At 66.8% G+C, this 26,461-nt stretch carries 25 protein-coding genes; 14 read left to right on the forward strand and 11 right to left on the reverse strand.

Features of this window, described 5'->3' with window-relative positions; translation table 11 throughout:
- The first annotated feature begins 28 nt into the window (after positions 1-28).
- From mca to AC5Y21_RS00355, 3 genes are read left to right on the forward strand one after another with little or no spacing between them, the layout of a single operon-like run.
- On the forward strand, positions 29-901 hold the full coding sequence (gene mca, locus AC5Y21_RS00345) for a mycothiol conjugate amidase Mca (RefSeq protein ID WP_499908285.1): 873 nt from the start codon (positions 29-31) through the stop codon (positions 899-901).
- Entirely contained in the window at positions 898-1,185 is a 288-nt protein-coding gene (locus AC5Y21_RS00350) for a hypothetical protein (RefSeq protein WP_499908287.1), read from the forward strand. The genes mca and AC5Y21_RS00350 overlap by 4 nt, the downstream gene beginning before the upstream one ends.
- Positions 1,172-3,178: a thioredoxin domain-containing protein gene (locus tag AC5Y21_RS00355; RefSeq protein ID WP_499908289.1), complete on the forward strand. Its 2,007-nt coding sequence runs from the start codon at positions 1,172-1,174 to the stop codon at positions 3,176-3,178. Before AC5Y21_RS00350 ends, AC5Y21_RS00355 begins: the two co-directional genes overlap by 14 nt.
- Here AC5Y21_RS00355 and trhA read toward each other — a convergent pair.
- A complete protein-coding gene (trhA, locus tag AC5Y21_RS00360) occupies positions 3,175-3,954 on the reverse strand; it encodes a PAQR family membrane homeostasis protein TrhA (protein ID WP_499908291.1) in 780 nt (259 codons plus the stop codon). The genes AC5Y21_RS00355 and trhA overlap by 4 nt on opposite strands.
- A 16-nt stretch (positions 3,955-3,970) precedes the next feature.
- Between trhA and AC5Y21_RS00365 the strand changes: the two genes are divergently transcribed.
- The 3 genes from AC5Y21_RS00365 to AC5Y21_RS00375 all read left to right on the forward strand — a co-directional run bounded on the left by AC5Y21_RS00365 (position 3,971) and on the right by AC5Y21_RS00375 (position 6,754).
- The gene (locus AC5Y21_RS00365; RefSeq protein ID WP_499908292.1) at positions 3,971-4,759 is read left to right on the forward strand and encodes a (2Z,6E)-farnesyl diphosphate synthase; all 789 of its coding nucleotides are present in this window, start codon (positions 3,971-3,973) and stop codon (positions 4,757-4,759) included.
- A gap of 46 nt (positions 4,760-4,805) precedes the next feature.
- Positions 4,806-6,170 carry a hypothetical protein gene (locus tag AC5Y21_RS00370; RefSeq protein WP_499908294.1) on the forward strand — a complete coding sequence of 455 codons (1,365 nt, stop codon included), beginning with the start codon at positions 4,806-4,808 and terminating at the stop codon, positions 6,168-6,170.
- A 176-nt stretch (positions 6,171-6,346) separates the two neighbouring features.
- Positions 6,347-6,754 (forward strand): hypothetical protein, encoded by a 408-nt coding sequence (locus AC5Y21_RS00375; RefSeq protein WP_499908296.1) that lies wholly within the window; start codon positions 6,347-6,349, stop codon positions 6,752-6,754.
- Positions 6,755-6,832: 78 nt separating this feature from the next.
- On the opposite strand, the gene coaA is transcribed toward AC5Y21_RS00375, so the two are convergent.
- Positions 6,833-7,771 (reverse strand): type I pantothenate kinase, encoded by a 939-nt coding sequence (gene coaA / locus AC5Y21_RS00380; RefSeq protein WP_499908298.1) that lies wholly within the window; start codon positions 7,769-7,771, stop codon positions 6,833-6,835.
- 173 nt (positions 7,772-7,944) lie between these two features.
- Between coaA and glyA the strand changes: the two genes are divergently transcribed.
- The 5 genes from glyA to AC5Y21_RS00405 all read left to right on the forward strand — a co-directional run bounded on the left by glyA (position 7,945) and on the right by AC5Y21_RS00405 (position 14,274).
- Positions 7,945-9,222 (forward strand): serine hydroxymethyltransferase, encoded by a 1,278-nt coding sequence (glyA, locus tag AC5Y21_RS00385; RefSeq protein WP_499908905.1) that lies wholly within the window; start codon positions 7,945-7,947, stop codon positions 9,220-9,222.
- Positions 9,223-9,299: 77 nt separating this feature from the next.
- Entirely contained in the window at positions 9,300-10,127 is an 828-nt protein-coding gene (locus tag AC5Y21_RS00390; protein WP_499908299.1) for an acyl-ACP desaturase, read from the forward strand.
- Between the two features lie 188 nt (positions 10,128-10,315).
- Entirely contained in the window at positions 10,316-11,617 is a 1,302-nt protein-coding gene (gene phoH2, locus AC5Y21_RS00395) for an RNA 5'-3' helicase PhoH2 (RefSeq protein WP_499908301.1), read from the forward strand.
- A gap of 241 nt (positions 11,618-11,858) precedes the next feature.
- Positions 11,859-12,734, forward strand: a complete 876-nt coding sequence (locus AC5Y21_RS00400) for a polysaccharide deacetylase family protein (RefSeq protein ID WP_499908303.1) — start codon at positions 11,859-11,861, stop codon at positions 12,732-12,734.
- Between the two features lie 103 nt (positions 12,735-12,837).
- The gene (locus AC5Y21_RS00405; protein WP_499908907.1) at positions 12,838-14,274 is read left to right on the forward strand and encodes an adenylate/guanylate cyclase domain-containing protein; all 1,437 of its coding nucleotides are present in this window, start codon (positions 12,838-12,840) and stop codon (positions 14,272-14,274) included.
- A 14-nt stretch (positions 14,275-14,288) separates the two neighbouring features.
- Here the strand turns inward: AC5Y21_RS00405 and AC5Y21_RS00410 are convergent, their stop codons facing one another.
- Genes AC5Y21_RS00410 through glpX form a run of 3 tightly spaced genes read right to left on the reverse strand, consistent with a single transcriptional unit; the run spans position 14,289 to position 17,830 of the window.
- Entirely contained in the window at positions 14,289-15,263 is a 975-nt protein-coding gene (locus AC5Y21_RS00410) for a hypothetical protein (RefSeq protein WP_499908304.1), read from the reverse strand.
- 29 nt (positions 15,264-15,292) lie between these two features.
- Positions 15,293-16,693: a class II fumarate hydratase gene (locus AC5Y21_RS00415; protein ID WP_499908306.1), complete on the reverse strand. Its 1,401-nt coding sequence runs from the start codon at positions 16,691-16,693 to the stop codon at positions 15,293-15,295.
- 33 nt (positions 16,694-16,726) lie between these two features.
- Positions 16,727-17,830, reverse strand: coding sequence for a class II fructose-bisphosphatase (glpX, locus tag AC5Y21_RS00420; RefSeq protein ID WP_499908308.1), 1,104 nt, complete (start codon positions 17,828-17,830; stop codon positions 16,727-16,729).
- A 75-nt stretch (positions 17,831-17,905) separates the two neighbouring features.
- Here glpX and AC5Y21_RS00425 point away from each other — a divergent pair, with 75 nt between their 5' ends.
- Positions 17,906-18,568 (forward strand): DUF4245 domain-containing protein, encoded by a 663-nt coding sequence (locus AC5Y21_RS00425; RefSeq protein WP_499908310.1) that lies wholly within the window; start codon positions 17,906-17,908, stop codon positions 18,566-18,568.
- Between the two features lie 13 nt (positions 18,569-18,581).
- Positions 18,582-19,379 (forward strand): dienelactone hydrolase family protein, encoded by a 798-nt coding sequence (locus tag AC5Y21_RS00430; RefSeq protein ID WP_499908312.1) that lies wholly within the window; start codon positions 18,582-18,584, stop codon positions 19,377-19,379.
- Positions 19,380-19,386: 7 nt separating this feature from the next.
- On the opposite strand, the gene AC5Y21_RS00435 is transcribed toward AC5Y21_RS00430, so the two are convergent.
- The 5 genes from AC5Y21_RS00435 to AC5Y21_RS00455 form a co-directional block, all read right to left on the reverse strand.
- Positions 19,387-20,496, reverse strand: coding sequence for a 3-beta-hydroxysteroid dehydrogenase (locus AC5Y21_RS00435; RefSeq protein ID WP_499908314.1), 1,110 nt, complete (start codon positions 20,494-20,496; stop codon positions 19,387-19,389).
- Positions 20,497-20,562: 66 nt separating this feature from the next.
- On the reverse strand, positions 20,563-20,808 hold the full coding sequence (locus AC5Y21_RS00440; protein ID WP_499908316.1) for an exodeoxyribonuclease VII small subunit: 246 nt from the start codon (positions 20,806-20,808) through the stop codon (positions 20,563-20,565).
- Entirely contained in the window at positions 20,801-22,033 is a 1,233-nt protein-coding gene (xseA, locus tag AC5Y21_RS00445) for an exodeoxyribonuclease VII large subunit (RefSeq protein WP_499908318.1), read from the reverse strand. Before xseA ends, AC5Y21_RS00440 begins: the two co-directional genes overlap by 8 nt.
- Positions 22,030-22,629 carry a lipid droplet-associated protein gene (locus tag AC5Y21_RS00450; RefSeq protein ID WP_499908320.1) on the reverse strand — a complete coding sequence of 200 codons (600 nt, stop codon included), beginning with the start codon at positions 22,627-22,629 and terminating at the stop codon, positions 22,030-22,032. Before AC5Y21_RS00450 ends, xseA begins: the two co-directional genes overlap by 4 nt.
- 64 nt (positions 22,630-22,693) lie before the next feature.
- Complete coding sequence (locus AC5Y21_RS00455) at positions 22,694-24,208, reverse strand: HNH endonuclease signature motif containing protein (protein ID WP_499908322.1); 1,515 nt, start codon at positions 24,206-24,208, stop codon at positions 22,694-22,696.
- Between the two features lie 71 nt (positions 24,209-24,279).
- Here AC5Y21_RS00455 and AC5Y21_RS00460 point away from each other — a divergent pair, with 71 nt between their 5' ends.
- A complete protein-coding gene (locus tag AC5Y21_RS00460) occupies positions 24,280-25,278 on the forward strand; it encodes a 4-hydroxy-3-methylbut-2-enyl diphosphate reductase (RefSeq protein ID WP_499908324.1) in 999 nt (332 codons plus the stop codon).
- Position 25,279: 1 nt separating this feature from the next.
- Here AC5Y21_RS00460 and AC5Y21_RS00465 read toward each other — a convergent pair whose 3' ends face one another.
- On the reverse strand, positions 25,280-26,347 hold the full coding sequence (locus AC5Y21_RS00465) for a DUF6542 domain-containing protein (RefSeq protein WP_499908326.1): 1,068 nt from the start codon (positions 26,345-26,347) through the stop codon (positions 25,280-25,282).
- Positions 26,348-26,461: the final 114 nt, after the last annotated feature.

Below are 26,461 nucleotides of genomic sequence, written 5' to 3' on the forward strand. Positions count from 1 at the left end.
GCTACGAGCCGGACCGACAAGGGGGCACGTGAGCGAACTGCGGTTGATGGCGGTGCACGCCCACCCCGACGACGAGTCCAGTAAGGGCGCCGCCACCCTTGCCCGCTATGCCGAAGACGGCCACCGCGTGCTGGTGGTGACGTTGACCGGAGGCGAACGCGGCGAAATCCTCAACCCGGCGATGGACCTGCCCGACGTGCACGGACACATCGCCGAGATCCGGCGCGACGAGATGGCCAAAGCGGCCGAAATTCTCGGCGTGGAGCACACCTGGCTGGGTTTCATCGACTCTGGCCTGCCCAAAGGCGATCTTCCGCCGCCGCTGCCGCAGGATTGCTTCGCGCTGGTCCCGCTGGAGGCGTCGACCGCGGCGCTGGTGCGGGTGGTGCGCGAGTTCCGGCCACACGTGATGCTCACCTACGACGAGAACGGCGGTTACCCGCATCCGGACCACATCCGTTGCCACCAGGTGTCGGTGGCCGCCTACGAGGCAGCCGGCGACTACTGCCGCTTCCAGGACGCGGGTGAGCCGTGGACGGTGTCCAAGCTCTACTACATCCACGGCTTCCTGCGGCAACGGATGCAAGTGCTGCAGGACGAATTCGTCAGGCACGGCAAGGAAGGCCCGTTCAAGAAATGGCTGGAGCTGTGGGATCCCGGCCATGACGTGTTCGCCGACCGGGTGACGACGCGTGTCGAGTGCTCGGCGTATTTCAGCCGCCGGGACGACGCATTGCGGGCGCACGCCACCCAGATCGACCCGAATGCCGAATTTTTCGCGGCTCCCATCGCTTGGCAACAGCGGCTATGGCCGACCGAGGAATACGAGTTGGCTCGCTCGCGGGTACCGGTCGTGACGCCCGAGACCGACCTGTTCGCCGGAATCGAGCCAGACGGGTGAATCAACTGTTACTCGTGATGAGCACCCAGGTGCTCGCTGAGGGGCCGCCTCGCAACACCGGGCCCGACTTCGGCAAGGCCAGCCCGTTCGGGCTGCTGGTCATCGTGCTGCTGGTGATCGCGACGTTGTTCCTGCTGCGATCGATGAACCGGCAACTGAAGAAGGTTCCCAAGTCGTTCGACCGCGATAACCCCGAACTCGACCAGGCCGCTGACGAGGGCACCGACACTGTCGGCGAGGTCGAGCACGATCCCCGCCCGGGGTCCGGCGATGAGCCCGGCTGACGCGTCGCAGACCAATACCCTCGGACTGGCCACCAGCCCGTATCTGCGGCAGCACGCCGACAACCCGGTGCACTGGCAGCAGTGGACCCCGCAAGCACTGGCCGAGGCGGCCGAGCGCGACGTGCCGATCCTGTTGTCCATCGGTTATGCGGCGTGCCATTGGTGTCATGTGATGGCTCACGAATCATTCGAGGACGACGACGTTGCTGCCGTCATGAACGCGGGGTTCGTCTGCATCAAGGTCGACCGCGAGGAACGGCCGGACATCGACGCGGTCTATATGAACGCCACCGTCGCGCTCACCGGCCAGGGCGGCTGGCCGATGACGTGTTTCCTCACGCCCGACGGCCGGCCCTTCTTCTGCGGCACCTACTATCCCAAAGCAGGTTTCCTGCAATTGCTTTCGGCAGTATCCGAGACCTGGCGGCAGCGCCGCGGCGAGGTTGAGGAAGCCTCCGACCATATCGCCGGCGAGCTGCGCTCGATGGCTGGTGGTGTGCCGTCCGCTGGGCCGGACGTGGGCCCGGATCTTTGTGGCCATGCCGTCGCGGCGGTGCTGCGCGATCAGGACACGGTGCACGGCGGATTCGGCGGAGCGCCCAAGTTTCCGCCGTCGGCGCTGCTGGAGGCGCTGCTGCGCAACTATGAGCGCACCGGGTCGCGGGCGGCGCTGGAGGCCGTCTCGAGAACCGGCAACGCAATGGCACGCGGGGGCATATACGACCAACTGGCCGGCGGCTTTGCCCGGTACAGCGTCGACAACGCCTGGGTGGTGCCGCATTTCGAAAAGATGCTGTACGACAACGCATTACTGTTGCGCGCGTATGCGCACTGGGCGCGGCGCACCGGAAACCCCTTGGCGCGCAGGGTCACTGCGCAGACCGCACGATTTCTGCTCGACGAGCTGGCCGCGAACGACATGTTCATCTCGTCGCTGGACGCCGACGCCGACGGACGTGAGGGCTCGACCTATGTGTGGACGCCTGACCAGCTCGCCGAGGTACTGGGCGACGACGACGGACATTGGGCGGCAGAGCTTTTCGCGGTCACCCAGTCCGGCACCTTCGAACACGGGGCCTCGGTGCTGCAGCTGCCGGTCGATCCGGAGGACCCGCAGCGCGCCGAACGAATCCGCACGGAACTGCGGGCCGCACGCCTCACCCGGGTCCAGCCCGGACGCGACGACAAGGTTGTCACTGCGTGGAACGGGCTGGCGATCACCGCGTTGGCCGAGGCCAGCGTCGCACTAGCGGAGCCCGAGTTGGCGCAGGCCGCGCAGCGGTGTGCGACCAAGCTGCTGGATCTGCACATCGTCGACGGCCGGCTGCGGCGGGCCAGCCTGGGCGGCGTGGTCGGCGACAGCGCCGGAATCCTCGAGGACCATGCGATGCTCGCCACCGGGTTGTTGGCGCTATACCAGCTGAGCGCCGACGAGGCATGGCTGACGGCGGCCACCCACCTGTTGGACATCGCGCTGCAGCATTTCGCCGACCCGGAGCGGCCCGGCCGCTGGTTCGACACCGCCGACGATGCCGAGGAGCTTGTGCTCCGGCCCGCCGACCCGCTGGACGGCGCAACGCCGTCGGGCGCGTCGTCGATCACCGAGGCCTTATTGACCGCCGCCCATCTCGTCGACGGCGAACGCGCCGAGCGGTATCTGCAGGCCGCGACCGACGCCCTGGGCACGAGTTCGGTCCTGCTGGCGCGGGCGCCGCGCTCGGCCGGACATTGGCTGGCCGTCGCCGAGGCCGCCGTGCGCGGACCGCTGCAGATCGCGGTGGCCTGCGACCCGTCCGTCTCGTCGCTGCTGGCCGACGCGCGCCGGCTGGCGCCCGGCGGGGCCATCGTCGTCGGGGGCGAGGTGGACTCGTCGGCGCTGTTGATCGGCCGGGACCGGGTGGCCGGCGCCGACGCCGCCTACGTATGCCGGGGACGGACGTGCGACCTGCCGGTCATCGGCGCATCCGAGCTGGCCGCAGCGCTGCGAGCTTAGAACACCACGAACCACATCGCGATGTAGTGGCAGATCGCCGCCACCGCGGTGCAGGCGTGGAAGAACTCGTGGTAGCCGAACGTCGTCGGCCACGGGTCGGGCCAGCGCAGCGCGTAGAGAATGCCGCCGATGCTGTACAAGGCGCCGCCGACGAACAGCAGCACCATGGCGGCCACTCCGGCGTTGTGCAGGATCGTCGCGGTGAACCACACCGCAACCCACCCCAGCAGCAGATACAACGGGACGCCCACCCAGCGCGGCGCCGACGGCCAGCACATCTTCAGCAGGATCCCGGCCAGTGCGCCGCCCCACACGATCCACAACACCAGGTGCCCCTGATTCGGAGGCATGGCCAGTAGGGCGAACGGCGTGTAGCTGCCGGCGATGAACACGAAGATCATCGAGTGGTCCAGCCGCTTCATCCATTTTCGGGTTTTATCGGTCTTCCACTTGACGCGGTGATAGGTGGCGCTGACGCTGAACATCAGCACCGTGGCCGCGGTGTAGCCAAGCGTCGCCAGCCCGGCGCGGGTGGATGCCACCGCCCACGACACCGCGACCAGCGACGCGCCCGCGAAAACCGCGATGCCGGCGGCATACACGTGGATCCAGCCCCGGAAGCGTGGCTTGGTCAGTACCCGGGCTACGCCCTCGACCAGTTGCTCGGCGACGGTGCCCGAAGTGGAGTCCGGAGGAGGGGCCTGAGATTCGGGCTCCGCATTGGTGACCGCGCTCACCTGGCCGGGTCCTTTCTGCCGGAAATCGTTGCCCGTCACAGTAGTCTGGATCCTCGTGGAGATCATCCCGCCGCGGCTCAAGGAGCCGTTGTATCGCATCTACGAGCTGCGGCTGAAGCAGGGCCTGGCCGCCTCGAAACCCGAGCTGCCCCGCCACATCGCGGTGCTGTGTGACGGGAACCGGCGATGGGCGCGCAGCGCGGGCTACGACGACGTCAGCTACGGCTACCGGATGGGCGCCGCCAAGATCGCCGAGATGCTGCGGTGGTGCCAGGAAGCCGGCATCGAGATGACCACCGTGTACCTGTTGTCCACTGAAAACCTGCAGCGCGACCCCGACGAGCTGGCCGCGCTCATCGAGATCATCACCGACGTCGTCGAGGAGATCTGCGCGCCGGCCAACCGCTGGAGTGTGCGCACCGTTGGCGATCTCGAGCTGCTCGGCGAGGAACCTGCCCGGCGGCTGCGGGGGGCGGTGGAGTCCACGCCCGGCACCGCGGCGTTCCACGTCAACGTGGCGGTGGGCTACGGCGGCCGTCAGGAGATCGTCGGCGCGGTGCGCGCGTTGTTGAACAAGGAAATTGCCAACGGAGCGACCGTCGAGGAGCTCGTCGACGCGGTGACCGCCGAGGCGATCTCGGAAAACCTCTACACCTCTGGCCAACCCGACCCGGACCTGGTGATCCGCACATCCGGGGAGCAACGCCTGTCGGGGTTCCTGCTGTGGCAGAGCGCGTACTCGGAGATGTGGTTCACCGAGGCGCACTGGCCCGCATTCCGCCGCGTCGATTTCCTGCGCGCGCTGCGTGACTACAGCCAGCGGCATCGGAGGTACGGCAAGTAGTCGCACGCGGGTCGGCACCCATTGAACCCCGTGCCAAACTGGATGCATGGCTGCGCTGTCGGCGGTGGTGTTCACGCTGAGCGGGTGGCTCGGGTTGTATCTGCTGGCCCGCGATCCGCGCAAGCCGGTGCTCGTGTTAGCGGCAGTCGGGCTGTGTGGTTTCGCGCTGGTAGTGGCGTTGGACGCGGTGCGCACCGCCAGTGTTATGCACGCTCAATTGCTCAGCCAGATCGAGATCTACCTGGCGGCTGTGCCCAGCGTGGCGTGGTTTGCGGTGCTCGTCGAACTGTCCCGCCCGTGCGATAGCTGGCGGGCGCGCACCAGGGAGTTATTGCTCGTCGCAGGCGTGGGCGCGCTGACCCTTTTCGGGGCGATAATGGCGGGCAGCGTCGAGGGTCCGCTGCGGCCGGGCCACCTGATGATGTTCGCGGTGATCTCGACGTCCACCCTGGGTGCGATGGTCGCCGCGGTGCGCCGGACCGCGCAGCCGGTCGCCGGCATAGTGGTTGTCGCGACGCTGTTCTTCGCGCTGGCCAACGCCATCCTGATCATTCCGCTGGGACTGCTGCCCAGCTGGTTGGCCCTGGCGTCGACGGGGGTGGACGTGCTGGTGCTCGGCATGGCGGTAGCCCGTTGGGATGCCTTCGACGAGGGCCAGGCGCTACGGGCCGACATGCTGCGCTCGTTCGCCGGCTGTTCGGCGGTGGCGGCGCTGTTCGGCGGTCAGGCGCTGATCGGCTTGGCGGCGACGCATCACGAGCCCGCTGCGCGGGCCGCGCTGACCGTGCTGCTGTTCACCAGCCTGGCGATCGCGATCACGGTGCAGGTGCTGGCCGATCCACTAGCCGGGATCCTGGACCGGCTGGCGTTCTCCAAGTCGCCCGCGCTGCGCGCCGACCGGGCCGCGCTGCGGCACACCGGCGCGGCGTTGCCGCTGCGCTCCGCCGATCCGCTCAGCGACGTCGACGACGACACCTTCGTCAGGCTCACCCGCCGGGCGCTGGGCCACTACGCCGACCTGACCAAGCTGGTCGCCAGCCCGCTGACCGCGTTGCCGGTGATCGACGAGCGACTGGCCGCCCGCGGCGCAGCCGATCACCCGCTGGAGCGGGCCAACGAGCTCAAAGCCGTCCTCGCCGACGGCATTGGGCGGCTCAAGCCGCGCGACGGCGGCGATTTCGGCACCAGCGAGGAGTGGCGCTACTACAACTCGCTGTATTTCCCCTATGTCGTCGGAGTGCGCGCCTATGCACAGAACGCCACCGCCGCCGGGTTGGATCCCACCGCCCGGCAAGCCTGGCAGTGGTTGGTCACCGAGGTGCCGCAGCGGTCGCTGCACAACTGGCAGAACGCCGCGGCGCGGCTCATCGCCTCCGATCTGCGCGGGCGCGTCACGGTACCCAGCGACTAAGCCGCGCGAGCCGGCTCCGAAATCTTTACACCGGCGGTGGGAATAGCCGGCGGAACTCCCTGGTCTTTCTACTCGTGGCAGTAGTTGGCAGTACCACGAGTCGATATGGCAGTGCTCCGAAGGCACGCTCAAACATGTTCGACCCGTCCCCTCGTGGAGCCTGAAGGAGAAACCACATGACCGCTGTAATGACCACCCGGCCCCTCTACGACTCGACCGACTCGCTGCTGCGGTTCGCGATGCGCGCCGACGCCACGCTGACGGGACTGATGGGTCTGGCCGCCGCCTTCGTCGCTGACCCGTTGTCGTCGCTGACCGGCCTGACGTCCATCCAGGAATACAGCATGGGCGCTTTCTTCGTGCTCTACGGCCTCGCGGTGTTCAGCTTGGCGGCGTTGCCCAACCTGCGTCGCGCCGGGATCGGCGTCGTCGCGGCCAACATCGTGTACACGCTGGCCGCGATCGTGGCCGCAGGGCTGGTGCCGATGACGGCCTTCGGCGTCGCCGCGACGCTGGCCAGCGGTGTCTACACGGCGATCTTCGCCGGTCTGCAGTACCTGGGAGTGCGCCGACTCAGCGCGTAGCTTCCCTTCCCCGCCGGTGCGGGGCGCCGCCGCTACCCCCCGCGGCGTGCTCCCCGCGCCGGCCTTTTGCGATCGCCACTAAAGCTTGCGCAGCCGCAGCCGATTGATGGAGTGATCGGCGTCCTTGCGTAGCACCAGCGTGGCGCGGGGACGAGTCGGCAGGATGTTCTCGACCAGATTGGGCCGGTTGATCGACCGCCAGATCTCGCGTGCGGCGACGACAGCCTGCGGGTCGGACAGGGCGGCGTAGTGGTGGAAGTGTGATTCGGGGTCGGCGAACGCCGTGCCGCGCATGGCCAGGAATCGCGAGACGTACCACTGCTCGATGTCTTCAATCCGGGCGTCCACGTAGAGCGAGAAGTCGAACAGGTCCGACACCATCAGCGTCGGGCCGGTCTGCAATACGTTGAGGCCTTCCAGGATCAGGATGTCGGGATGGCGGACCACGTGTTTGGCGCCGGGGATGATGTCGTATTTCAGATGTGAATACACCGGTGCGCACGCGTAGTCGGACCCGGATTTCACCGAGGTCACGAAACGCAGCAGTGCCCGGCGGTGGTAGCTCTCCGGAAAACCTTTGCGATGCATGAGGTTTCGCCGGTCCAGCTCGGCGTTGGGGTAGAGAAAGCCGTCGGTGGTCACCAGGTCCACGCGTGGGTGGTGATCCCAGCGAGCCAGCAGCGCCTGCAGCACACGGGCGGTGGTCGACTTGCCGACCGCCACGCTGCCGGCCACGCCGATGATGAACGGCACCGGCCGGTCCGGGTTTTGCTGCGGCTCGCCGAGGAACTCCGCGGTGGCCGCGAACAGCCGCTGCCGCGCGGCGACCTGCAGGTGGATCAACCGGGCCAGCGGCAGATAGACCTCTTCGACCTCGAGCAGGTCGATCTGCTCCCCCAAGCCGCGCAGGCCGATCAGTTCCTCTTCGGTCAGCGCCAGTGGCGTCGACATGCGAAGCGCACGCCACTGCTTTCGGTCGAACTCCACGTAGGGGCTCGGCTCGCTAAGCCGCGGCATAGGTCTCAGTGTTGCAGGGGTCGCGCGAGCAGACGCAAAGGCCCCTGATTCGGCGCCAATCAAGGGCCTTTTGCGTCTGCTCGGCACTAAGCCGCGACGGCATGCTGGATAGACTGGCCCTCGTGACTGCCGCGCCTGACGCCCACACTGCTGCCCTTCGAGAAGCCTCGGTGATGTCCGCCCCGCTCGCCGAGGTTGACCCGGATATCGCCGAGTTGCTGGGCAAAGAGCTCGGCAGGCAACGCGACACCCTCGAGATGATCGCCTCGGAGAACTTCGTGCCGCTTGCTGTGCTGCAGGCCCAGGGCAGCGTGCTGACCAACAAGTACGCCGAGGGTCTGCCCGGCCGGCGCTACTACGGCGGTTGCGAATACGTCGACGTGGTCGAAAACATCGCCCGGGACCGGGCCAAGGCGTTGTTCGGCGCGGATTTCGCCAACGTGCAGCCACATTCGGGTGCCCAGGCCAACGCGGCCGTGCTGGCTGCGCTGATGTCGCCGGGGGAGCGGCTGCTGGGCCTCGACCTGGCGAACGGCGGACACCTGACCCACGGCATGCGGCTGAACTTCTCGGGCAAGCTTTACGAAAACGGCTTCTATGGCGTCGATCCGACCACGCACCTGATCGACATGGATGCGGTACGGGCGCAGGCGCTCGAGTTCCGCCCGAAGGTGATCATCGCCGGCTGGTCGGCCTACCCGCGGATTCTCGACTTCGCCGCGTTCCGGTCGATCGCCGACGAGGTCGACGCCAAGCTGTGGGTCGACATGGCGCATTTCGCGGGCCTGGTCGCCGCGGGTTTGCATCCGTCGCCGGTGCCGGACTCCGACGTGGTGTCGACCACCATCCACAAGACCCTCGGCGGCGGCCGTTCGGGGATGATCCTGGGCAAGCAGGAGTACGCCAAGGCCGTCAATTCCGCGGTGTTTCCCGGCCAGCAGGGCGGACCGCTGATGCACGTCATCGCGGGCAAGGCGGTCGCGCTGAAGATCGCCGCGACGCCCGAGTTCGCGGAGCGGCAGCAGCGCACCCTGTCCGGCGCCCGCATCCTCGCCGACCGGTTACTGGCCGACGACGTCGCCAAGGCCGGCGTGTCGGTGGTCAGCGGCGGCACAGACGTCCATCTGGTGCTGGTGGACCTGCGCAATTCCCCGCTCGACGGCCAGGCCGCCGAAGACCTGCTGCACGAGGTCGGCATCACCGTCAACCGCAACGCCGTCCCCAACGACCCCAGGCCGCCGATGGTGACCTCGGGCCTGCGGGTGGGGACGCCGGCGCTGGCCACTCGCGGCTTCGGCGACGCCGAGTTCACCGAGGTCGCTGACATCATCGCGACCGCCCTTGCCGCGGGCAACAGTGCCGATTTGGCCGGGCTGCGGCAGCGGGCGACCCGGTTGGCCAGGGAATTTCCGCTATACGAGGGACTCGAAGACTGGAGTCTGGCGCGATAACGGCGAGCCGGTCCTGCCGCGCGACACGCAGCGCCGCGCGATTTGAAGCACCTGTGTACGCAAGTTACAGTTACCGCATGGCACAGAAACCTGTCCCTAACGCGCTGATCCTCGAACTTGAGCCTGTGGTGGAAGCGGAATGGGATCGCCACCTGAACACCGAGGAAATCTGGTTCGCGCACGATTACGTGCCATTCGACCGGGGCGAGAACTTTGCCTTCCTCGGCGGCCGCGATTGGGATCCGTCTCAGGCGTCGCTGCCCCGAACTGTCACGGACGCCTGTGAGATCCTGCTGATCCTCAAGGACAACCTGGCCAGTCCTCACCGTGAACTCGTCGAGCACTTCATCCTCGAGGACTATTGGGGTCGCTGGCTCGGCAGGTGGACCGCCGAGGAGCACCTGCACGCCATCGCACTGCGCGAATATTTGGTGGTCACCCGCGAGGTCGATCCGACCGCCAACGAAGAGGTCCGCGTCCAGCACGTGATGAAGGGCTACCGCGCCGAGACGCTCTCCCAGGTCGAGACCCTGGTCCACATGGCACTTTCGGAACGCTGCTACGCCGTGTTCTGCCGCAACCTGGCAGCGCAGATCGAAGAGCCGATCCTGGCCGGGCTCATCGACCGGATCGCCCGCGACGAAGAGCGTCACGAGCAGTTCTTCGCCAACCTCGTCGCGCACTGCCTCGAGTACACCCGCGACGAGACGATAGCGGCGATTGCTTCGCGCGCGGCCGACCTCCAAGTCCTCGGCGCCGACATCGACGCCTATCAGGGCAAGGTGCAAAAGATCGCCGAAGCCGGCATTTTCGACGCCGCGCAGTTGCGAGAGGCGATCTCCGACCGCGTGACCGCGTGGGGGCTGGCCGACGAGCCGCAACTGAAGCAATTCGCCACCGGCTAAGGAGATTTCCCGACGTCGGCGCGCCTGCCCTGCAGCCGTGTCGCCACCGGAGTAGCGTCGCACTCGATGGTCAGCGACATACTCTGCTGCCAGGACGGCACCTCCGGTTACTGCTCCGGTTTTCATGAAGGCAGGACCGGCCCCGGTCCTGGTGCCGTGGCCCCCGCTGAAGTCCATAGGAGCGCTCCGTGACCGATATCCGGACGTACGTGCTCGACACCTCCGTGCTGCTGTCCGATCCGTGGGCGTGCAGCCGGTTCGCCGAACACGACGTGGTGGTCCCCCTGGTGGTGATCAGTGAGTTGGAGGCCAAGCGCCACCATCATGAGCTGGGCTGGTTCGCCCGACAGGCGTTGCGCTTATTCGACGACCTTCGGCTCGTACACGGTCGACTTGACCAGCCCATTCCGGTTGGCACACAAGGCGGTTCGCTGCGCGTCGAACTCAATCACACCGACCCGGCGGTGCTGCCCGCGGGTTTCCGCACCGACAGCAACGACTCCCGGATCCTTTGCTGCGCGGCCAACCTCGCCGCCGAAGGCCAGCGAGTCACCTTGGTCAGCAAGGACATTCCCCTTCGTGTCAAGGCCGCCGCGGTGGGCCTGGCCGCCGACGAATACCACGCCCAGGACGTCATAGTTTCCGGATGGTCCGGGATGGCAGAGATCGAGACCGCGGCCCAGGACATCGACGCATTGTTCGCCGACGGCGAGATAGACCTGGCCGAGGCCCGGGATTTGCCCTGCCACACCGGGATTCGGCTGCTGGGTGGTAGCTCCCATGCGCTTGGCCGGGTCACACCTGCCAAGCGGGTTCAGCTGGTGCGCGGTGACCGCGAGGTGTTCGGGCTGCGCGGCCGCTCCGCCGAGCAGCGGGTAGCACTCGACCTGCTGCTCGACGAATCCGTGGGGATCGTGTCGCTGGGCGGCAAAGCCGGCACCGGCAAGTCGGCGCTGGCATTGTGCGCCGGGCTGGAGGCGGTGCTGGAGCGCCGCACCCACCGCAAGGTGGTGGTGTTCCGGCCGCTGTATGCGGTAGGCGGCCAGGAGCTGGGCTACTTGCCGGGCAGCGAGAGCGAAAAGATGGGCCCGTGGGCGCAAGCGGTGTTCGACACCCTCGAAGGCCTGGCCAGCCCGGCGGTCCTCGACGAAGTGCTTTCCCGGGGCATGCTCGAGGTGCTGCCGCTCACCCACATCCGCGGCCGGTCGTTGCACGACTCGTTCGTCATCGTCGACGAAGCGCAGTCGCTGGAGCGCAACGTGCTGCTCACCGTTTTGTCGAGGCTGGGTACGGGCTCCCGGGTGGTGTTGACGCACGACATCGCTCAGCGGGACAACTTGCGGGTGGGTCGCCACGACGGCGTGGCGGCGGTGATCGAGAAGCTCAAGGGCCATCCGTTGTTCGCCCACATCACCCTGCTGCGCAGCGAGCGTTCGCCGATTGCCGCGCTGGTCACCGAGATGCTCGAGGAGATCACCGGCCCGCACTGAGTGCGGGTTCACGGCGTCGGCTGTGCAGCGGCGATGATGCTGTTGACCGTGCATCGTCGGCGTTCGCAGTGAAGGCAGGGTTTTCACTGTGAAACGTGGGCGTTGGCTGTGTAGCCACGGTGGAAAGAAGACGATTTTTTCGCCCAGGATTCACTGTCGAAGCCCTCGATTCACACTAAAAGCACTGAGTGCGCACGCTCGACGACGAGATCACAAACCCAATGCCCGGTAGGCTGCCATCGTGCCGAAACGACCTGACACCCAGGCCTGGCGCTACTGGCGGACCGTCTTTGGCGTCGTAGCGGCCGGGGCAGTGCTGGTCATCGGCGGCCTTACCGGACACGTGACGCGCGCCGACAATCTGAACTGCTCGGCGGTGAAGTGCGTCGCGCTGACCTTCGACGACGGCCCGACCCCGTACACCGACCGGCTGCTGCAAATCCTGAAGAACAGCGACGCCAAGGCCACATTCTTCCTGATCGGCAACAAGGTGGCAGCCAACCCGGGGGGAGCCAGGCGCATCGCGGACGCCGGAATGGAGATCGGCAGCCACACCTGGGAACACCCCAACATGACGACGATCCCGCCCGAAGACATCGCCGCGCAGTTTTCCAGGGCCAACGACGTCATAAGCCAGGCAACCGGCCGCACGCCAACGCTGTATCGTCCCGCCGGCGGACTGTCCAACGAAGCGGTGCGCCAGACCGCCGGCCGCTTCGGCCTAGCCGAAATCCTCTGGGATGTCATCCCTTTCGACTGGGTGAACGACTCGAACACGGCGGCGAGCCGAGCCATTCTGATGCGGCAGATCAAGCCGGGCTCGGTGGTGTTGCTCCATGACACCTATTCGAGCACCATCGACCTGGTGTACCAGTTCATCCCGGTGCTCAAGGCCAACGGCTACCGCCTGGTGACGGTCAGCGAGCTGCTCGGGACGCGGGCACCCGGCAGCAGCTACGGCGGACGCGAAAACGGGCCGCCCGTCAACCAACTTCGCGATATTCCGCCCAGCGACATCCCGGGGCTGCCCAACACGCCATCGCCCAAGCCGATGCCCAACTTCCCGATCACCGACATTGCCGGCCAGAACTCGGGCGGACCGAACAACGGTGGCTAGACGGGCGGGCGCGCGACGATCGCGCGATGGCACCGCGGCCTCCGACGGAGAGTCCCGAAAGACCGCCCGCGGCTTGTCGATTCAGTATGCGGGCGACCTCGCGATGGCCTACATATTCGCCGTCACCGGAGCGGCCGCGATCATGGTTCCGCTGCGAAGTCGCACCTCGGGCGCGTTGAATGTCGACTTCGCGCGGAACAACACGGCACTGGTGGTGGTGCTGGTCACCCTGGGAGTCATCATCGTGGTGGTGGCCGGCGTCGTGAGCCTGGCGCCCACCCTGCGCTGGTACGTCGGCGGGGATCAACCGACAGCTGACCAGCGGGCCGCCGCGATGAAGCTAGCCGGTCGTCAGTCCGCGATCTTACTGGCGACATGGGGCCTTTGCGGAGCGATCCTGATGCTGGTGAACCGCACCGCCGGGGCTTCGCTGCTGTTGCCGATTCTGCTGGGCGTGGTCCTGGGCGGGATAGCTGCCGCGGGCACTGGACTGTTGCTCGCGCAGCGCACCCTGCGCCCGATCATGGTCGCGGCCACCCGCGGCTGCGAGCCTCGACTGGCCACACCCGGCGTACTCGCGCGACTGGTCCTGATGTGGTTCTTGTGCACCGCACTTCCGGTCGCGATCATCGCTACCCTGATCGTTCTGCGTTCGAACGGCTGGATCATTCCGAAAGACGCATCGGTGGATGTGCCCGTGTTGGTGGTGGTGATGGCGTCGGTGGTGTTGGGACTGCCGATCATGATCCTGACCTCTCGATCCATTGCCGATCCGGTCGGCGAGGTCGTCGACGCGATGGCGGAGGTCGAACACGGCCACATCGAGACCTACGTCGGCGCCTACGAGCGCTCCCAAATCGGGCGCCTGCAAACGGGTTTCAACCGGATGGTCGCCGGGCTCGCCGAACGCGACAGGCTGCGCGATCTTTTCGGCCGCCACGTCGGAGCGGACGTAGCCCAACGCGCCCTCGAAGAGGGCGCATCGTTGTCGGGCGACGTGGTCGAGGCGGCTGTCCTGTTCATCGACCTGGTGGGCTCGACGACGTTGACGGAAAGCCTTCCGCCGCAAGAGGTTGCCGGCGTGCTCAACGACTTCTTCCGGATAGTCGTCGAAGCCGTCGACGAACACAACGGGCTGATCAACAAATTCGAAGGCGACGCCGCGCTGGCCATCTTCGGGGCCCCGCTGAAGATGCGCGACCCGGCGTCGGCGGCGCTGGCGACCGCGCGCACGCTGGGCACCGAGCTGCGCCGGCTACCCGTGGTCGACTTCGGCATCGGCGTTTCGGCGGGGCGGGTGTTCGCCGGCAACATCGGAGCCGAAAACCGTTACGAATACACGGTGATCGGTGATGCGGTCAACGAGGCCGCGCGACTGGCCGATCTCGCCAAAACCTCCGACAGGCGGATCCTGTGTTCAGCCGCAGCCATCGACCGCGCCGATGGCGACGAGCGCGGACGGTGGGGCGAGCGTTATTCCACGGTGCTGCGCGGCCGTTCTGAAGCTACTCTCGTCTCGGCGCCGGCAGGACCCGACTAAACCACTGCGGCCGTCTAGCTCTTGGCCACCTTCAGCGCCGCGATGACCCCGTTGACGATGGCTGCCGAGTCTGCGTCGCCGATCGGTGTTGCGCCCAAGAAGATGGTGACCGGCTTGGTTGCGACCGCGATGATGACGACGGTGTCTCCCTTGACGTTGCGCGAGGTGTCGGCGATCGTGACGTCGGCGTCGAGTCGTTCGGCCGTGACCCCGTCGACCGTGATGGACGACGACTTCGTCGGGCCCAGGGTCGGCGACACGTTCGCGTAGCCGGGACCGGCCACCAAGCACTGCATCAACTTCGATGCCTGCGCAGCAACGTTCATGCTGGGAACGAAGTTGGTGACACCGACTTCGGCCTGCATTATCCATTGGGTGGCCCCGGGCACCTCGGTGCTGAGGCCCGCCGCACCAATGAGATTCGGCGTCTGGTCGTCTGCGAACGGCTTCCAGCCGGGTGCCGCACTGGCCGGGAAGGACAGCTTGCCGGCACTGATCACGTCGCCGTTGGGCTCGCTGCCGGGGGACACATTGTCGGTGCAGCCGGTCGCGGTCTGTTCGGTATTGCTCGGCTCCGTCGTCGCGGGGGAGGTCGGCGTCGTGGCGTTGTTCGACTTGTTGTCGTTGCCGCCGGCGAATACCAAAATCAACACCAACGCGATGACGCCCACCAGCGCGATGCCGGCGACGATCAACCACGGCATCTTCGAGCCCGGCCCTTTCGGCGGCGGCCCGGGAGGGTAGGACCCCGTCGACCAACCGGGCGGAACCTGTTGGCCGGCTTGCGGGTACTGCTGGGGCGGGTACCCGCCCGCGGCCGAGGGATCACCGCCGGGCGGGGGGTACGGATAGGCGCTGCCCTGCTGATACGGGTCGCCCTGTTGATAGGGGCCGCCCTGCGGCGGCTGGCCGCCCCAATACGGGTCTTGGCCATACGGATTCGTTCCGTAGGGATCCTGACCGTAGGGACCGCCCGGAGGAGCCGTCATTGCCGAATCACCCTCACTTACCTTCGCTTTTATTGCTCGGCCACCTTGGCCATCGCCAATACGTCCAGCCGGCGGTCCAATTCCTCGATCGACAGCTTGTCGCCGATCAGACCGCGGTCGATCACGGTTTGGCGGATGGTCTTGCGCTCCTTGAGCGCTTGTTTGGCCACCGCGGCGGCTTCCTCGTAGCCGATGGCCGAATTCAATGGCGTCACAATGGACGGCGAGGACTCGGCCAGCTCGCGCAGATGCTCGACGTTCGCTTTCAGGCCGGTAATGCATCTCTGCGCGAACAGCTTTGACACGTTGGTCAGCAGCTTGAACGACTCCAGGATGTTGCGGGCCATCATCGGGATGTAGACGTTGAGCTCGAAGGCGCCGTTCCCCCCGCCCCAGGCCACCGCGGCGTCGTTGCCGATCACCTGTGCAGCCACCTGCGTAACGGCTTCCGGCAGAACAGGATTCACCTTGCCCGGCATGATCGAGCTGCCCGGCTGCAGGTCCGGCAATTGGATTTCGGCCAGACCGGTCAGCGGGCCGGATCCCATCCAGCGGATGTCGTTGGCGATCTTGGTCAACGACACCGCGATGGTGCGCAGCGCTCCCGACGCCTCCACCAATCCGTCGCGGGCGGCTTGGGCCTCGAAAGAGTTGGCCGCCGTGCGCAATTCGGTCAGACCAGTCTCAGCGACCAGCGTCTCCACCACCTTGGCGCCGAAGCCGTCCGGGGCGTTGAGGCCGGTGCCCACCGCAGTGCCGCCGATCGCTAGTTCACCCAGCCTTGGAAGGCACCCGCGCACTCTTTCTATCCCGGCCTCGATCTGACGGGCATACCCGCTGAACTCCTGACCGAGGGTCACCGGAACCGCGTCCATCAGGTGGGTGCGGCCCGACTTGACCACGGTGTGCCATTCGCGGGCCTTGGCCGCCAGCGCCTGATGCAGTTCCTCGAGCGCCGGAATGAGATGACGCACGGCGGCCTCGGTGGCCGCGATGTGGGTGGCGGTCGGGAAGGTGTCGTTGGAGGACTGTGACATATTGACGTCGTCGTTGGGATGGACCGTCACGCCGTTGGCGGCCGCAATTGACGCGATCACCTCGTTGGTGTTCATGTTCGAGCTGGTGCCCGAGCCGGTTTGGAAGACGTCGATCGGGAACTGGTCGTCGTGCTGACCGTCGGCGATCTCGGCCGCCGCGGCGACGATCGCGTCGGCCTTGTCGGCTGCCAGCAACCCGAGATCTTTGTTGACCTGCGCGCAAGCGCCTTTCAGCAGGCCCAAGGCCCGGATCTGGGTGCGCTCCAAGCCTCGGCCCGAGATCGGGAAGTTCTCCACCGCACGTTGGGTCTGGGCGCGCCACAGCGCTTTCGCCGGCACCCGCACCTCGCCCATGGTGTCGTGCTCGATGCGGTATTCGCCGTCGTCGGCCATGAATGGTGTCCTGTTCTCGGGTTTCTGGGGGTGTTACGGCAGGGGATAGGCGGCGGTGCTGTCGCCGGTGAAGTCGATGGCGGAGTATTCGTTGAGCTTCGAGAGCCGGTGGTAGGCCTCGATCATCCGGACCGTTCCCGACTTGGACCGCATCACGATCGACTGAGTGGTGCAGCCGCCGGGGTAGTAGCGCACGCCTTTGAGCAGGTCGCCATCGGTGACCCCGGTGGCGCAGAAGAAGACGTTCTCACCGGAAACCAGGTCCTTGGTGGTCAGCACCTGCTCCAGGTCGTAGCCGGCATCGAGCGCCTTGCGGCGTTCCTCGTCGTCCTTGGGCGCCAGCTGAGCCTGGATCGCCCCGCCCATGCAGCGGATCGCTGCCGCGGTGATGATGCCCTCCGGGGTGCCGCCGATGCCGGCCAGCATGTCGGTGCCCGACTCCGGACGGCAGGCGGAGATCGCGCCGGCGACGTCGCCGTCGGTGATCAGCCGGATCCTGGCCCCGGTGGTGCGGACGTCGTCGATCAGCTGTGCGTGCCGCGGCCGGTCCAGGATGCACACCGTCATGTCGCGCACCGACAATTCCTTGACTCTGGCGACTGCCCGGATGTTGTCCGCGATCGGCTTGGTGATGTCCAGGACGTGTGCGGCGTCGGGCCCGACGGCGATTTTGTTCATATAGAACACCGCCGACGGGTCGAACATGGCGCCCCGGTCGGCCACGGCCAGCACCGAGATGGCGTTGGGCATGCCTTTGCTCATCAGGGTGGTGCCGTCGATCGGGTCGACGGCGAAGTCGCAGTCCGGGCCGTCGCCGTTGCCGACTTCCTCGCCGTTGTACAGCATCGGCGCGTGGTCTTTCTCACCCTCGCCGATCACCACCACGCCACGCATCGAGACGGTGTTCACCAGTTCGCGGATCGCGTCGACGGCCGCGCCGTCGCCACCCTCCTTGTCGCCGCGCCCCACCCAGCGACCGGCGGCCATGGCCCCGGCCTCGGTGACCCGTACCAGTTCCATCGCCAGGTTGCGGTCCGGAGCTTCACCGCGCGGCCGTGGCTGCGACGGTCCGGTAACGGCGGTCGCCTGGGATCCTGGCGAACCGGGTCCAGACGAGTGGTCGCCCTCAGCTCTCATGGTTGCCGATTGTCCCAGAGCCAGATCGGTCGCCTGGAGCTGGGCCGTGACCATCCAGCTGGGATACTCGGGGGCGTGACCGCGGACCCTTCGCCGACGCCAGAGTTCGGGCCGGTCGCGCGGCCGGCCAAACCGCGGCTGCTGCAGGACGGCCGCGACATGTTCTGGTCGCTGGTTCCGCTGGTGATCGGGTGCATCTTGCTGGCCGGGCTGGTCGGGATGTGTTCGTTTCAGCCGGGCCGCACCAACGAGGGACGGATTCCGTCCTACGACGCCGCGGCGGCCTTGCGGGCCGACGCCGCCGCGCTGGGCTTCCCGATCCGGCTGCCTCAGCTGCCCGCGGGCTGGCGGCCCAACTCTGGCACCCGCGGCGGTATCGAGAACGGGCGAACCGACCCGGCGAACAGTCAGCGGCTGAACGCGGCGACTTCGACCGTCGGGTACATCACTCCGAGCGGACTGTATCTGAGCCTGACGCAGAGCAACGCCGACGAGGACAAGCTGGTCGGCTCGTTGCATAAGTCCGCGTTCCCGAGCGGCGCGGTCGACGTCGCCGGCACCAACTGGGTGGTCTATCAGGGCAGCGGCCAGGGGGCGGACTCCGAGCCGGTATGGACCACCGCGCTCACCAGCCCGGGCGGTCGCACCCAGGTCGCGATCACCGGTGCCGGCAGCACCGATCAGTTCCGTACGCTCGCGTCGGCGACGCAATCGCAGCCGCCGCTACCGGTCCGATAGAAGGGGACACCGAGTGACCGCACCCGAAGCAGACCTGTCCGGATGGTCGGCGGCGCCGTTCACCGGTGGCGGCTATACCCACGACGTCTACCGCAAGGGCGCCGGGCCCGGGGTGGTGCTGATTCCGGAGATCCCCGGAATCCATCCCGGCGTGCTGGGGCTGGGTAATCACCTGGTGGACAACGGATTCACTGTCGCGATCCCGTCGCTGTTCGGTCAGCCGGGCAAGGCGAAGACCGCCGGCTATGCCGTCGCTGCCATCGCACGGGCTTGTGTGGCAAGGGAATTCGCCGCGTTCGCGTTGAACAAGCAACGGCCGGTGTCGTCGTTCCTGCGCGCGCTGGCTCGCGACCTCAATGCCTCGACACCGGGCAAGGGCGTCGGCGTGATCGGCCAATGCTTCACCGGCGGCTTCGCGCTGGCCGCCGCGGTCGACGACAGTGTCCTGGCTCCGGTGCTCAGTCAGCCGTCGGTCCCGTTTCCGCTGACCGGTGCGCAGCGTCGTGACCCCGGGCTCAGCGAATCCGAGCTGACGACCGTTGCCGATCGCTGCGCCAACGATGGCTTGTGCGCCATGGGTTTACGGTTCAGCGCGGACAGGACGGCGCCGGGCGAACGGTTCATGACGCTCAAGGCGCGCCTCGGAGACGCTTTCGAGGTGATCGAGATCGATTCTGGCCCCGGCAATGAAGGCGGTTTCGGCAAGATGGCGCACTCGGTGCTGACCGACGAGGTCCGAGAAATCGACGGGCAACTCGCTTACGAGGCCCGCAAACGTGTAGTCGAATTCCTGACGCAGCGGCTTAGTTAGGAATCGGCTACTCGGGCGGGGGCGCGGAGACGACGGAAGCCAGGTGCGGCTTGGCCGCCACCTTGACCTGCTGGAAGAGATCGATGTAGTAGGACAGGCATTCCTCCATCGCCTGCTCGGTGGTGAACAGCGGCTGGTAGCCCAGATCACGCTGCGCCTTGGCAATGGAGAAGTAGTTGTCGAGGTAAAGCCGTTCCACTGCAAGGGGTTCCAGTGGGGGCTTGGGCAGGCGGAACTTGAAGTGCAGCCACTGCCACACCTTCATCACGTCGCGCACCAGCCGACCCGACACCCGCATCTTCGGCCACGGCTGACCACACGCCGTGACGACCGGCCGCGCGAACTCGAACATGTTGATCGGCTCACCATCGTTGATGAAGTAGGCCTGTCCGGGCGCGGTGCCGCCGTCCACCAAATGCTCGGCGGCCAGGATGAATCCGTGAATCAGGTTGTGCACGTAGGAATTATCTAATTTGGCGTTCTTACCGCCGACGAGAACCTTGACATGGCCTGCTACTACGCTTTCGAACAGCTTGCGGAACATCGTCTGGTCGCCGCGACCCCAAATGCCGCTGGGCCGGATGGAACAGGTCAGCAAGCCGTCAACACCGTTCTGTGACAGCACGAATTTCTCGGCGACCACTTTGGTTTCCGTGTAGAGGTCGGCGAATCGATCGGTATAGGGCATTGTCTCGTCGCCGCCGGAGATGCGCTGGCCGCCCATGACCACGCTGTTGGATGCGGTGTAGACGAACCGTTTCACGCCGGCCTTCTGCCCTTCGTGCACCAGGTTCTTGGTTCCGCCGACGTTCACCGAGTAACTGCGATTGCGGTATTCCTCGGTCACCGACCCGCCGCCCATCAGCTCGATGATCGCCGCGGTGTGGAAGATCGTGTCGATGCCGTCCACCGCCGCGGCGCACACGGCTTCATCGGTGATGTCGCCCTGTAACACCTCCAGCTTCGGATGCTGGGGTAGCGGCGACGGCGCGCGGTCGAAGGAACGTACCTGGTGGCCGCGGTCGAGCAGTGTGGTCACCAGGTTGGCGCCGACGAAGCCGGAGCCGCCGGTGACCAGGACCTTGCCGAGGTCGGTTGTCAGCGATGCATCACCCATAGTGGCGAAGCATAACTGAAACGTGTTCCAGTTTGGATAGGCAATTCTCTTCCTATGCGGCTGGGATCACTCTTCGTCGGCCTCGCCGCCCGCGAGCGCATCCGCCACCCGTTGACGGGCGCCGGCTAGATGCTCTTCGCACCTTTTGGCTAGTTGTTCGCCTCTTTCCCACAGTTTCAGCGACGCATCGAGATCTAGCCCGCCCTGTTCCAGCAGGCGTACGACCTCGATCAGCTCGTCACGGCAATCTTCATAGCCAAGCTGACTAATAGGTGTAACTGAGGCCGTCTCAACGCCGTCGTCGTCAGTCATCGCTGCGCCCTTCGCTCACTGCCGTTAGTGCGCCGTCGGCAACCCGAACCCGCAGCCTAGTTCCGGGCGGCGCGTCGTCGACCGACCGCAACACCGCCGCAGATCCTGCCGCGGGAACCGTCTGCACCACCGCGTATCCACGGGCCAACGTGGCCGCCGGGCCCAGGGTGGCCAGCCGCGCGCTCAGATGACCGACACGGTCGGTCTCGGCCCTGATCAACCGCGTGACGTCACGACGAATCGCCGATCGGGCACGGTGGATCTCGTCGGCGCGTGCCGTCAGCGCCGTCAGCGGCGCGGCCAACACCGGGCGACTGCGCAATTGGGCCAGCGTGCGCTGTTCGCGGGCCACCCAATTGCGTAGCGCCTGGGCACTGCGCCCGCGCAGCTCGTCGATGAGCAGCTGCTCGGCGGCGGTATCCGGGACCACTTTCTTGGCCGCATCGGTCGGAGTGGCAGCGCGCACGTCGGCGACCAGATCGCACAGCGGGTTGTCCGGCTCATGACCGACCGCGCTGATCACCGGGGTGCGACAGGCCGCGACCGCGCGGCACAACGTCTCGTCGGAGAACGGCAGCAGGTCCTCCACGCTGCCGCCGCCACGGGCCAGCACGATCACGTCGACATGTTGGTCGTGATCGAGTGCGCGCAGCGCCTCGACGATCTGGGGGACGGCGTTAACACCCTGCACGGCGGCGTGACGGATGGCGAAGCGCACCGCGGGCCAACGGGCGGCGGCCACCGTCGTCACATCACGCTCGGCGTGGCTGTCCCGACTGGTGATCAGCCCAATCATGTTGGGCAGGAATGGGATCGGTCGCTTGAGCCGCGGATCGAACAGCCCCTCGGCATCCAGCAGGCGGCGCAACCGGTCGATGCGGGCCAGCAGCTCTCCCACGCCGACAGCGCGAATCTGGCTGAGCCGCAACGAAAACGTGCCACGTACGGTGTAGAACGTGGGCTTGCCGCAGACCACCACCTGGGTGCCTTCGGCCAACTTCACCGGTGCGCCCTGCACCAAATCGCGTGAGCACGTCACGGTGAGGGACATGTCGGCGGCGGGATCGCGCAGCACCATGAACACCGTATTGGTGTTCGGCCGCATCGTGATCTGGGCCAGCTGCCCCTCAACCCAGACGGTGCCCAGCTTGTCGATCCAGCCCGCGACACGGATGGCCACCGCGCGAACCGGGAACGGATTCTCGGCGGAGTTCGCTGCGGTCACTTCGCGTTCGCGCGGGTGATCCTGTTGGCGAGCAGCGTCTGGAACGGAGCGCGGGCCTTGGTGGCCTGTTCGTAAGCCAGCAGGGCTTCGAGTTCGTCGACATGCAGCGATTGCAGCCTGGCCCGCAACTGGGCCAGCGTCAGTGCCGGATAGTCCAGTTCGGTCGCCACCGCCGGCGCCTGAATTGTCGACTTGGGCTTAGGCGCCTTCTTCTGTTTGGTGGAGATGGGCTGGGTTGGGGGATCGGCCTCGGGCGTATCGGAGACCGAGTACAGCGCGAAGCGTCCCTCGGCCCGGCGGTCACCGTCGCCGCCATCGGACAGCGCGGCGACGGCCCCTTCACCCTCGGGCAGATCCTCGTCGAACGTCGCCCACTCCGGCAGCTCGTTCTTGGGCGGGAACCAGTTCTCGAGGGTGCTGTCGCCCTTGATCACCAGCTCAGCCAGGTTTTGCTGAAAACGCATCACCAAGTGCGCCGCCTGACTTGCCAGCGTCATCGGGTACATGAAAATGGTTCGCGGCAGTCTGATCGTCTCCTCGACGGCGACTGTCGCCGCACCGACCAAAAGCCGAACCCCATACGGTGCACTAGCCATGGCCCCCAGCCTGCCTTAAGCGGTCGGCTAACGCCAAGCCGACCTGCGCATTGGGCTCGTCCGCCTAGAAAGGCGGGGGGTCGTGGTCGGGGGCGGCCGCGGTAGCTGACGCGGCTTCGCGGGCCGCGCGGTTGTGTTGACGCTCGGCCGCGACGCGGTCGGAGCGCTTTTTGGCCCGAGTGCGGCGGCGTTTGGGCATCATCGCGGTGCGGTCGGCGCAGTAGTCGGAGGGTGGAGGGTCGGCTTCGGGAGCGGGCATGCCGCCGACGGCCTGGCACAGGCTGGGGAACAGCAGCGCGCTGCCTGGCGTGGTGACGTAGGTGTGTCCGGCCGGTGAGGTCAGGATCAGGGTCCCGTCAGCTAACTGCTTGTCCTGCCAGCCCCAGAAGGTTTTCACTAAATGATGGGTACGGCAATAGCATTTGAGGTTGGCCGCATGGGTGGGCCCACCTTCGGCAAACGGAATCGTATGGTCCAGATCGCAGTCGCTCGCTGGCTGATCACACCCGGGCCAGCGGCAGGTCAAGTCCCGGCAGCGCACAAAGGCCGCCAGCGCCGCGGAGGGCACATAGTTCGGTTCGGGTGCGGCATCGCCGGGATGCAGCAGCGGGACCAGCTTCGCGGACTCGGCGAGCTCTCTGAGTAGTTCGGGCGGGATCAGCCCGTCGGCGTTCAGCTCGCTACCCGGTGCGTCAGTGAGGCCATCAAGGGTGGTCCGCTCGGCGATGACATGCATGGTCACCGGACTGGCCGGCGGCCGGGTCCAGGACACGCAGTCCTCCCGTCGGCAGCGACATCCCAGCCGATCCGCCCCGGCGGCCAGCGCCCCCAACGCGTCGGCGCGGCGCTGCGCGGCGGTGCGCGGATCGTGGGCACACACCGTGGCCGCCAGCGCCGACAGACGCTCATCCAGGGCGTTCGCGTCCGCAGTGAACAGACTGCCCTCGATGCGCGAAATGCCCTCCAAATCCCCGCCGATCCAGACCTCGCGCTCGGTCTGGGATTTGGTGCGCCGGCGCACCGCATCGGGATCGACCCGCGCCACGATCTGATCGATTTTGCCCGACAAACGGCCCCGGGTCATCGAGGGCCACCGGCCGACATTAGCCGCCACCCGCTGGTCCACATTGGCCAGAATGTCGGCGTCTTCGATCAGATCCGTGCGGTACGCAATCGTCTGAAACGCCCGGTAGTCGATGTCGCCGGCCGCGAATACCGCACCCACCTCTGGCAGCCGTTCACGCAGTACTCGGGCATAGTGGACCCGGCTTTCGGCCAGAGCCTGGCTGATCCGCAACCCCGCGGCCACTTCGGCGGCGACGGCCGCCATGGTGTCGATCGCCCAATCCTCGGTCTCCGAGCATTGCGAGAGCCGGTAGGCGAACAACTCGCCGATCCCCACCAACTGCGCGGCCGCCGCCCGGTTCTCGGCCCGCGCGGACGCACAGATCCGCTCCACCCACCCCGTCGACTCCGCGGTCGGCGTCCGCAACCGGTAGCGCTCCTTGGCCTCCTCGGCGATCTCATCGGAGCGGGCGATCACCGCTGGATCCGGCTCCCGACCGGTTAATTCGAACATACATTCGAGAGTACCAGGATCCGCCGACATTGATTCTGATAGAGCGGGCGCCGGTCAGTACCCTGAATGTCATGCCGCCCACTGTCGACATGGGGATTCCCGGTGCTAGCAGCTCGGTTGTCGACGGCCCAATCCGCAAACGGGTATTGCTGGCGGAACCGCGTGGCTACTGCGCAGGCGTGGATCGGGCAGTCGAGACGGTCGAGCGTGCGCTGGAAAAGTACGGTCCGCCGGTGTATGTGCGCCACGAGATCGTGCACAACCGCCACGTGGTGGACACGCTGGCCAACGCCGGCGCGGTGTTCGTGGAGGAGACCGACGAGGTCCCCGAGGGCGCCATCGTGGTGTTCTCCGCGCACGGCGTCGCGCCGACGGTCTACGCGGCGGCCGCTGAGCGGAACCTGCAGACCATCGACGCCACCTGCCCGCTGGTTACCAAGGTGCACAACGAGGCCAGGCGGTTCGCGCGCGACGACTACGACATCCTGCTGATCGGCCATGAAGGCCACGAGGAGGTCATCGGCACCGCGGGTGAGGCACCCGATCACGTGCAGCTCGTCGACGGGGTAGAGGCCGTGAAACACGTGACGGTGCGTGACGAGGACAAGGTCGTCTGGTTGTCGCAGACCACGCTGTCCGTGGACGAGACCATGGAGATCGTCGAGCGGTTGCGACAGCGATTCCCGAAGCTGCAGGACCCGCCCAGTGACGACATCTGCTACGCGACCCAGAACAGGCAGGTCGCGGTCAAGGCGATGGCACCCGAGTGTGAGCTGGTCATTGTCGTCGGCTCGCGTAATTCGTCGAACTCGGTGCGCCTGGTCGAAGTGGCGTTGGGTGCCGGGTCGCGTGCGGCTCATTTAGTCGACTGGGCCGACGACATCGACCCGGCGTGGTTCGAGGGCGTCACAACGGTGGGCGTCACGTCGGGTGCGTCCGTTCCCGAGGTGCTGGTGCGCGGCGTGCTGGAGCGGCTGGCTGAGTGCGGTTTCGAAGTGGTCCAGCAGGTGACGACGGCCAACGAGACGCTGGTGTTCGCGCTACCGCGGGAGATTCGCAAAGTCCTCTGAGTTAGATGTCGTATTCCCAGGAGTCAGCCCGGTGACGCCGCGGTGCGCGCGGCTGGCCGCGGCGCCCGGCCCGGGGGTCGTCCGGGCCCTCGTCCCGCGGCGCTGATCCTCGGTAGCGGACCTGCGAGATCGGATGATGCGTCGGGTTGGCGCTTTTAGGCCCACCTGGTGTGGCGCGACGGCGCGGCTGCTCATAGCGCTCGTAGGAGTCGTAGCGCTCGTAGGGCGGCTCGTACGGATCGAAGCGGCTGCTGCGGCTCGCCGGTCGTTCGTAGGAACTGCGGCGCCCGTAAGGTTCCCGACGGCCTTCTCGGGGCGGCTGGCTACGCGGGTCCGGATCACCCTGCGGCCGGGGGCGTCGAGAGCGTCGGGGCGGATCGTTCTGGTCTTCCCGAGCCCCGTGAGAATGCCGGGAGCGGTTGCGGGCCGGACGCTGGGCGGAGCGGTTAGCGCGCGCTGCCCGGTCGGTTCTAGCGGTCCGGCGGGCGGCGCGTGAGCGGGCCGAGGAAGCCTCGTCGGCACCGTCCTCGTCGTCGTCCGAGCCGTTGAAGAACGATGCTAGCTTCGCGACGATGCCGCTGAGCACGGGCTTCGACTCCGTGCGGGTATGAGTTTTGCTTTCCGTCTCGGCAGCGGGCCGCTGCGTCAAGCCGAAGTACCACCTGAGCAGGCCGATCAGCAGCACGACGCCCGCGGTACCCAGCATCAGCGGGAAACGTTCGATGAGCGGGTAGCCGCAGTTGATCAGGAGGTCTTTGACCTTGTTGATCTTGCCGCCGTGGAATAACCAATACGCGCCGGGAACAGCGCAGAAGAGAATCAGCGGCGGCTGGATGACCGCGGTGAACACGCCCGACTGCCGCACAGCCAGCACGGCTATCAAACAGCCAACGATGTAGCAGCCTGCGAAAACGTGGGTCAGCTCCTTGTGACCGGCGTCGATGACATACCCGAGGATCGTCGCGGACACGGCGATGAGCAGTGCTGCCCACCACGGCACACCTTCGACATCGGGGAGGATCGAGCGGTGGGCAGCGTCTACTGCCGACCTTTCCCGCTGCGCTGACACATGTTGACCGTACCGGCAATGCGTCCAAAGACCCGTAAATACCTTGTCAAGTCCGGGGCGTGGCATGTATGGGCCGTGCAAGCTCTGTGTCGTCCGGCTTCGCCGCCGGCCCCT

The organism is Mycobacterium sp. NGS41, from assembly GCF_059812725.1.

What these genes read in the sequence shown, in the direction of transcription:
- AC5Y21_RS00390 (WP_499908299.1), top strand. Translation starts at nt 9,300, where the DNA reads ATGGCACAGAAACCTGTCCCTAACGCGCTGATCCTCGAACTTGAGCCT.
- AC5Y21_RS00435 (WP_499908314.1), bottom strand. Translation starts at nt 20,496, where the DNA reads ATGGGTGATGCATCGCTGACAACCGACCTCGGCAAGGTCCTGGTCACC.
- AC5Y21_RS00405 (WP_499908907.1), top strand. Translation starts at nt 12,838, where the DNA reads ATGGCCTACATATTCGCCGTCACCGGAGCGGCCGCGATCATGGTTCCG.
- AC5Y21_RS00450 (WP_499908320.1), bottom strand. Translation starts at nt 22,629, where the DNA reads ATGGCTAGTGCACCGTATGGGGTTCGGCTTTTGGTCGGTGCGGCGACA.
- AC5Y21_RS00370 (WP_499908294.1), top strand. Translation starts at nt 4,806, where the DNA reads ATGGCTGCGCTGTCGGCGGTGGTGTTCACGCTGAGCGGGTGGCTCGGG.
- glyA (WP_499908905.1), top strand. Translation starts at nt 7,945, where the DNA reads ATGTCCGCCCCGCTCGCCGAGGTTGACCCGGATATCGCCGAGTTGCTG.
- AC5Y21_RS00440 (WP_499908316.1), bottom strand. Translation starts at nt 20,808, where the DNA reads ATGACTGACGACGACGGCGTTGAGACGGCCTCAGTTACACCTATTAGT.
- AC5Y21_RS00355 (WP_499908289.1), top strand. Translation starts at nt 1,172, where the DNA reads ATGAGCCCGGCTGACGCGTCGCAGACCAATACCCTCGGACTGGCCACC.
- AC5Y21_RS00375 (WP_499908296.1), top strand. Translation starts at nt 6,347, where the DNA reads ATGACCGCTGTAATGACCACCCGGCCCCTCTACGACTCGACCGACTCG.
- AC5Y21_RS00460 (WP_499908324.1), top strand. Translation starts at nt 24,280, where the DNA reads ATGCCGCCCACTGTCGACATGGGGATTCCCGGTGCTAGCAGCTCGGTT.
- AC5Y21_RS00415 (WP_499908306.1), bottom strand. Translation starts at nt 16,693, where the DNA reads ATGGCCGACGACGGCGAATACCGCATCGAGCACGACACCATGGGCGAG.
- AC5Y21_RS00410 (WP_499908304.1), bottom strand. Translation starts at nt 15,263, where the DNA reads ATGACGGCTCCTCCGGGCGGTCCCTACGGTCAGGATCCCTACGGAACG.
- AC5Y21_RS00455 (WP_499908322.1), bottom strand. Translation starts at nt 24,208, where the DNA reads ATGTTCGAATTAACCGGTCGGGAGCCGGATCCAGCGGTGATCGCCCGC.
- coaA (WP_499908298.1), bottom strand. Translation starts at nt 7,771, where the DNA reads ATGCCGCGGCTTAGCGAGCCGAGCCCCTACGTGGAGTTCGACCGAAAG.
- glpX (WP_499908308.1), bottom strand. Translation starts at nt 17,830, where the DNA reads ATGAGAGCTGAGGGCGACCACTCGTCTGGACCCGGTTCGCCAGGATCC.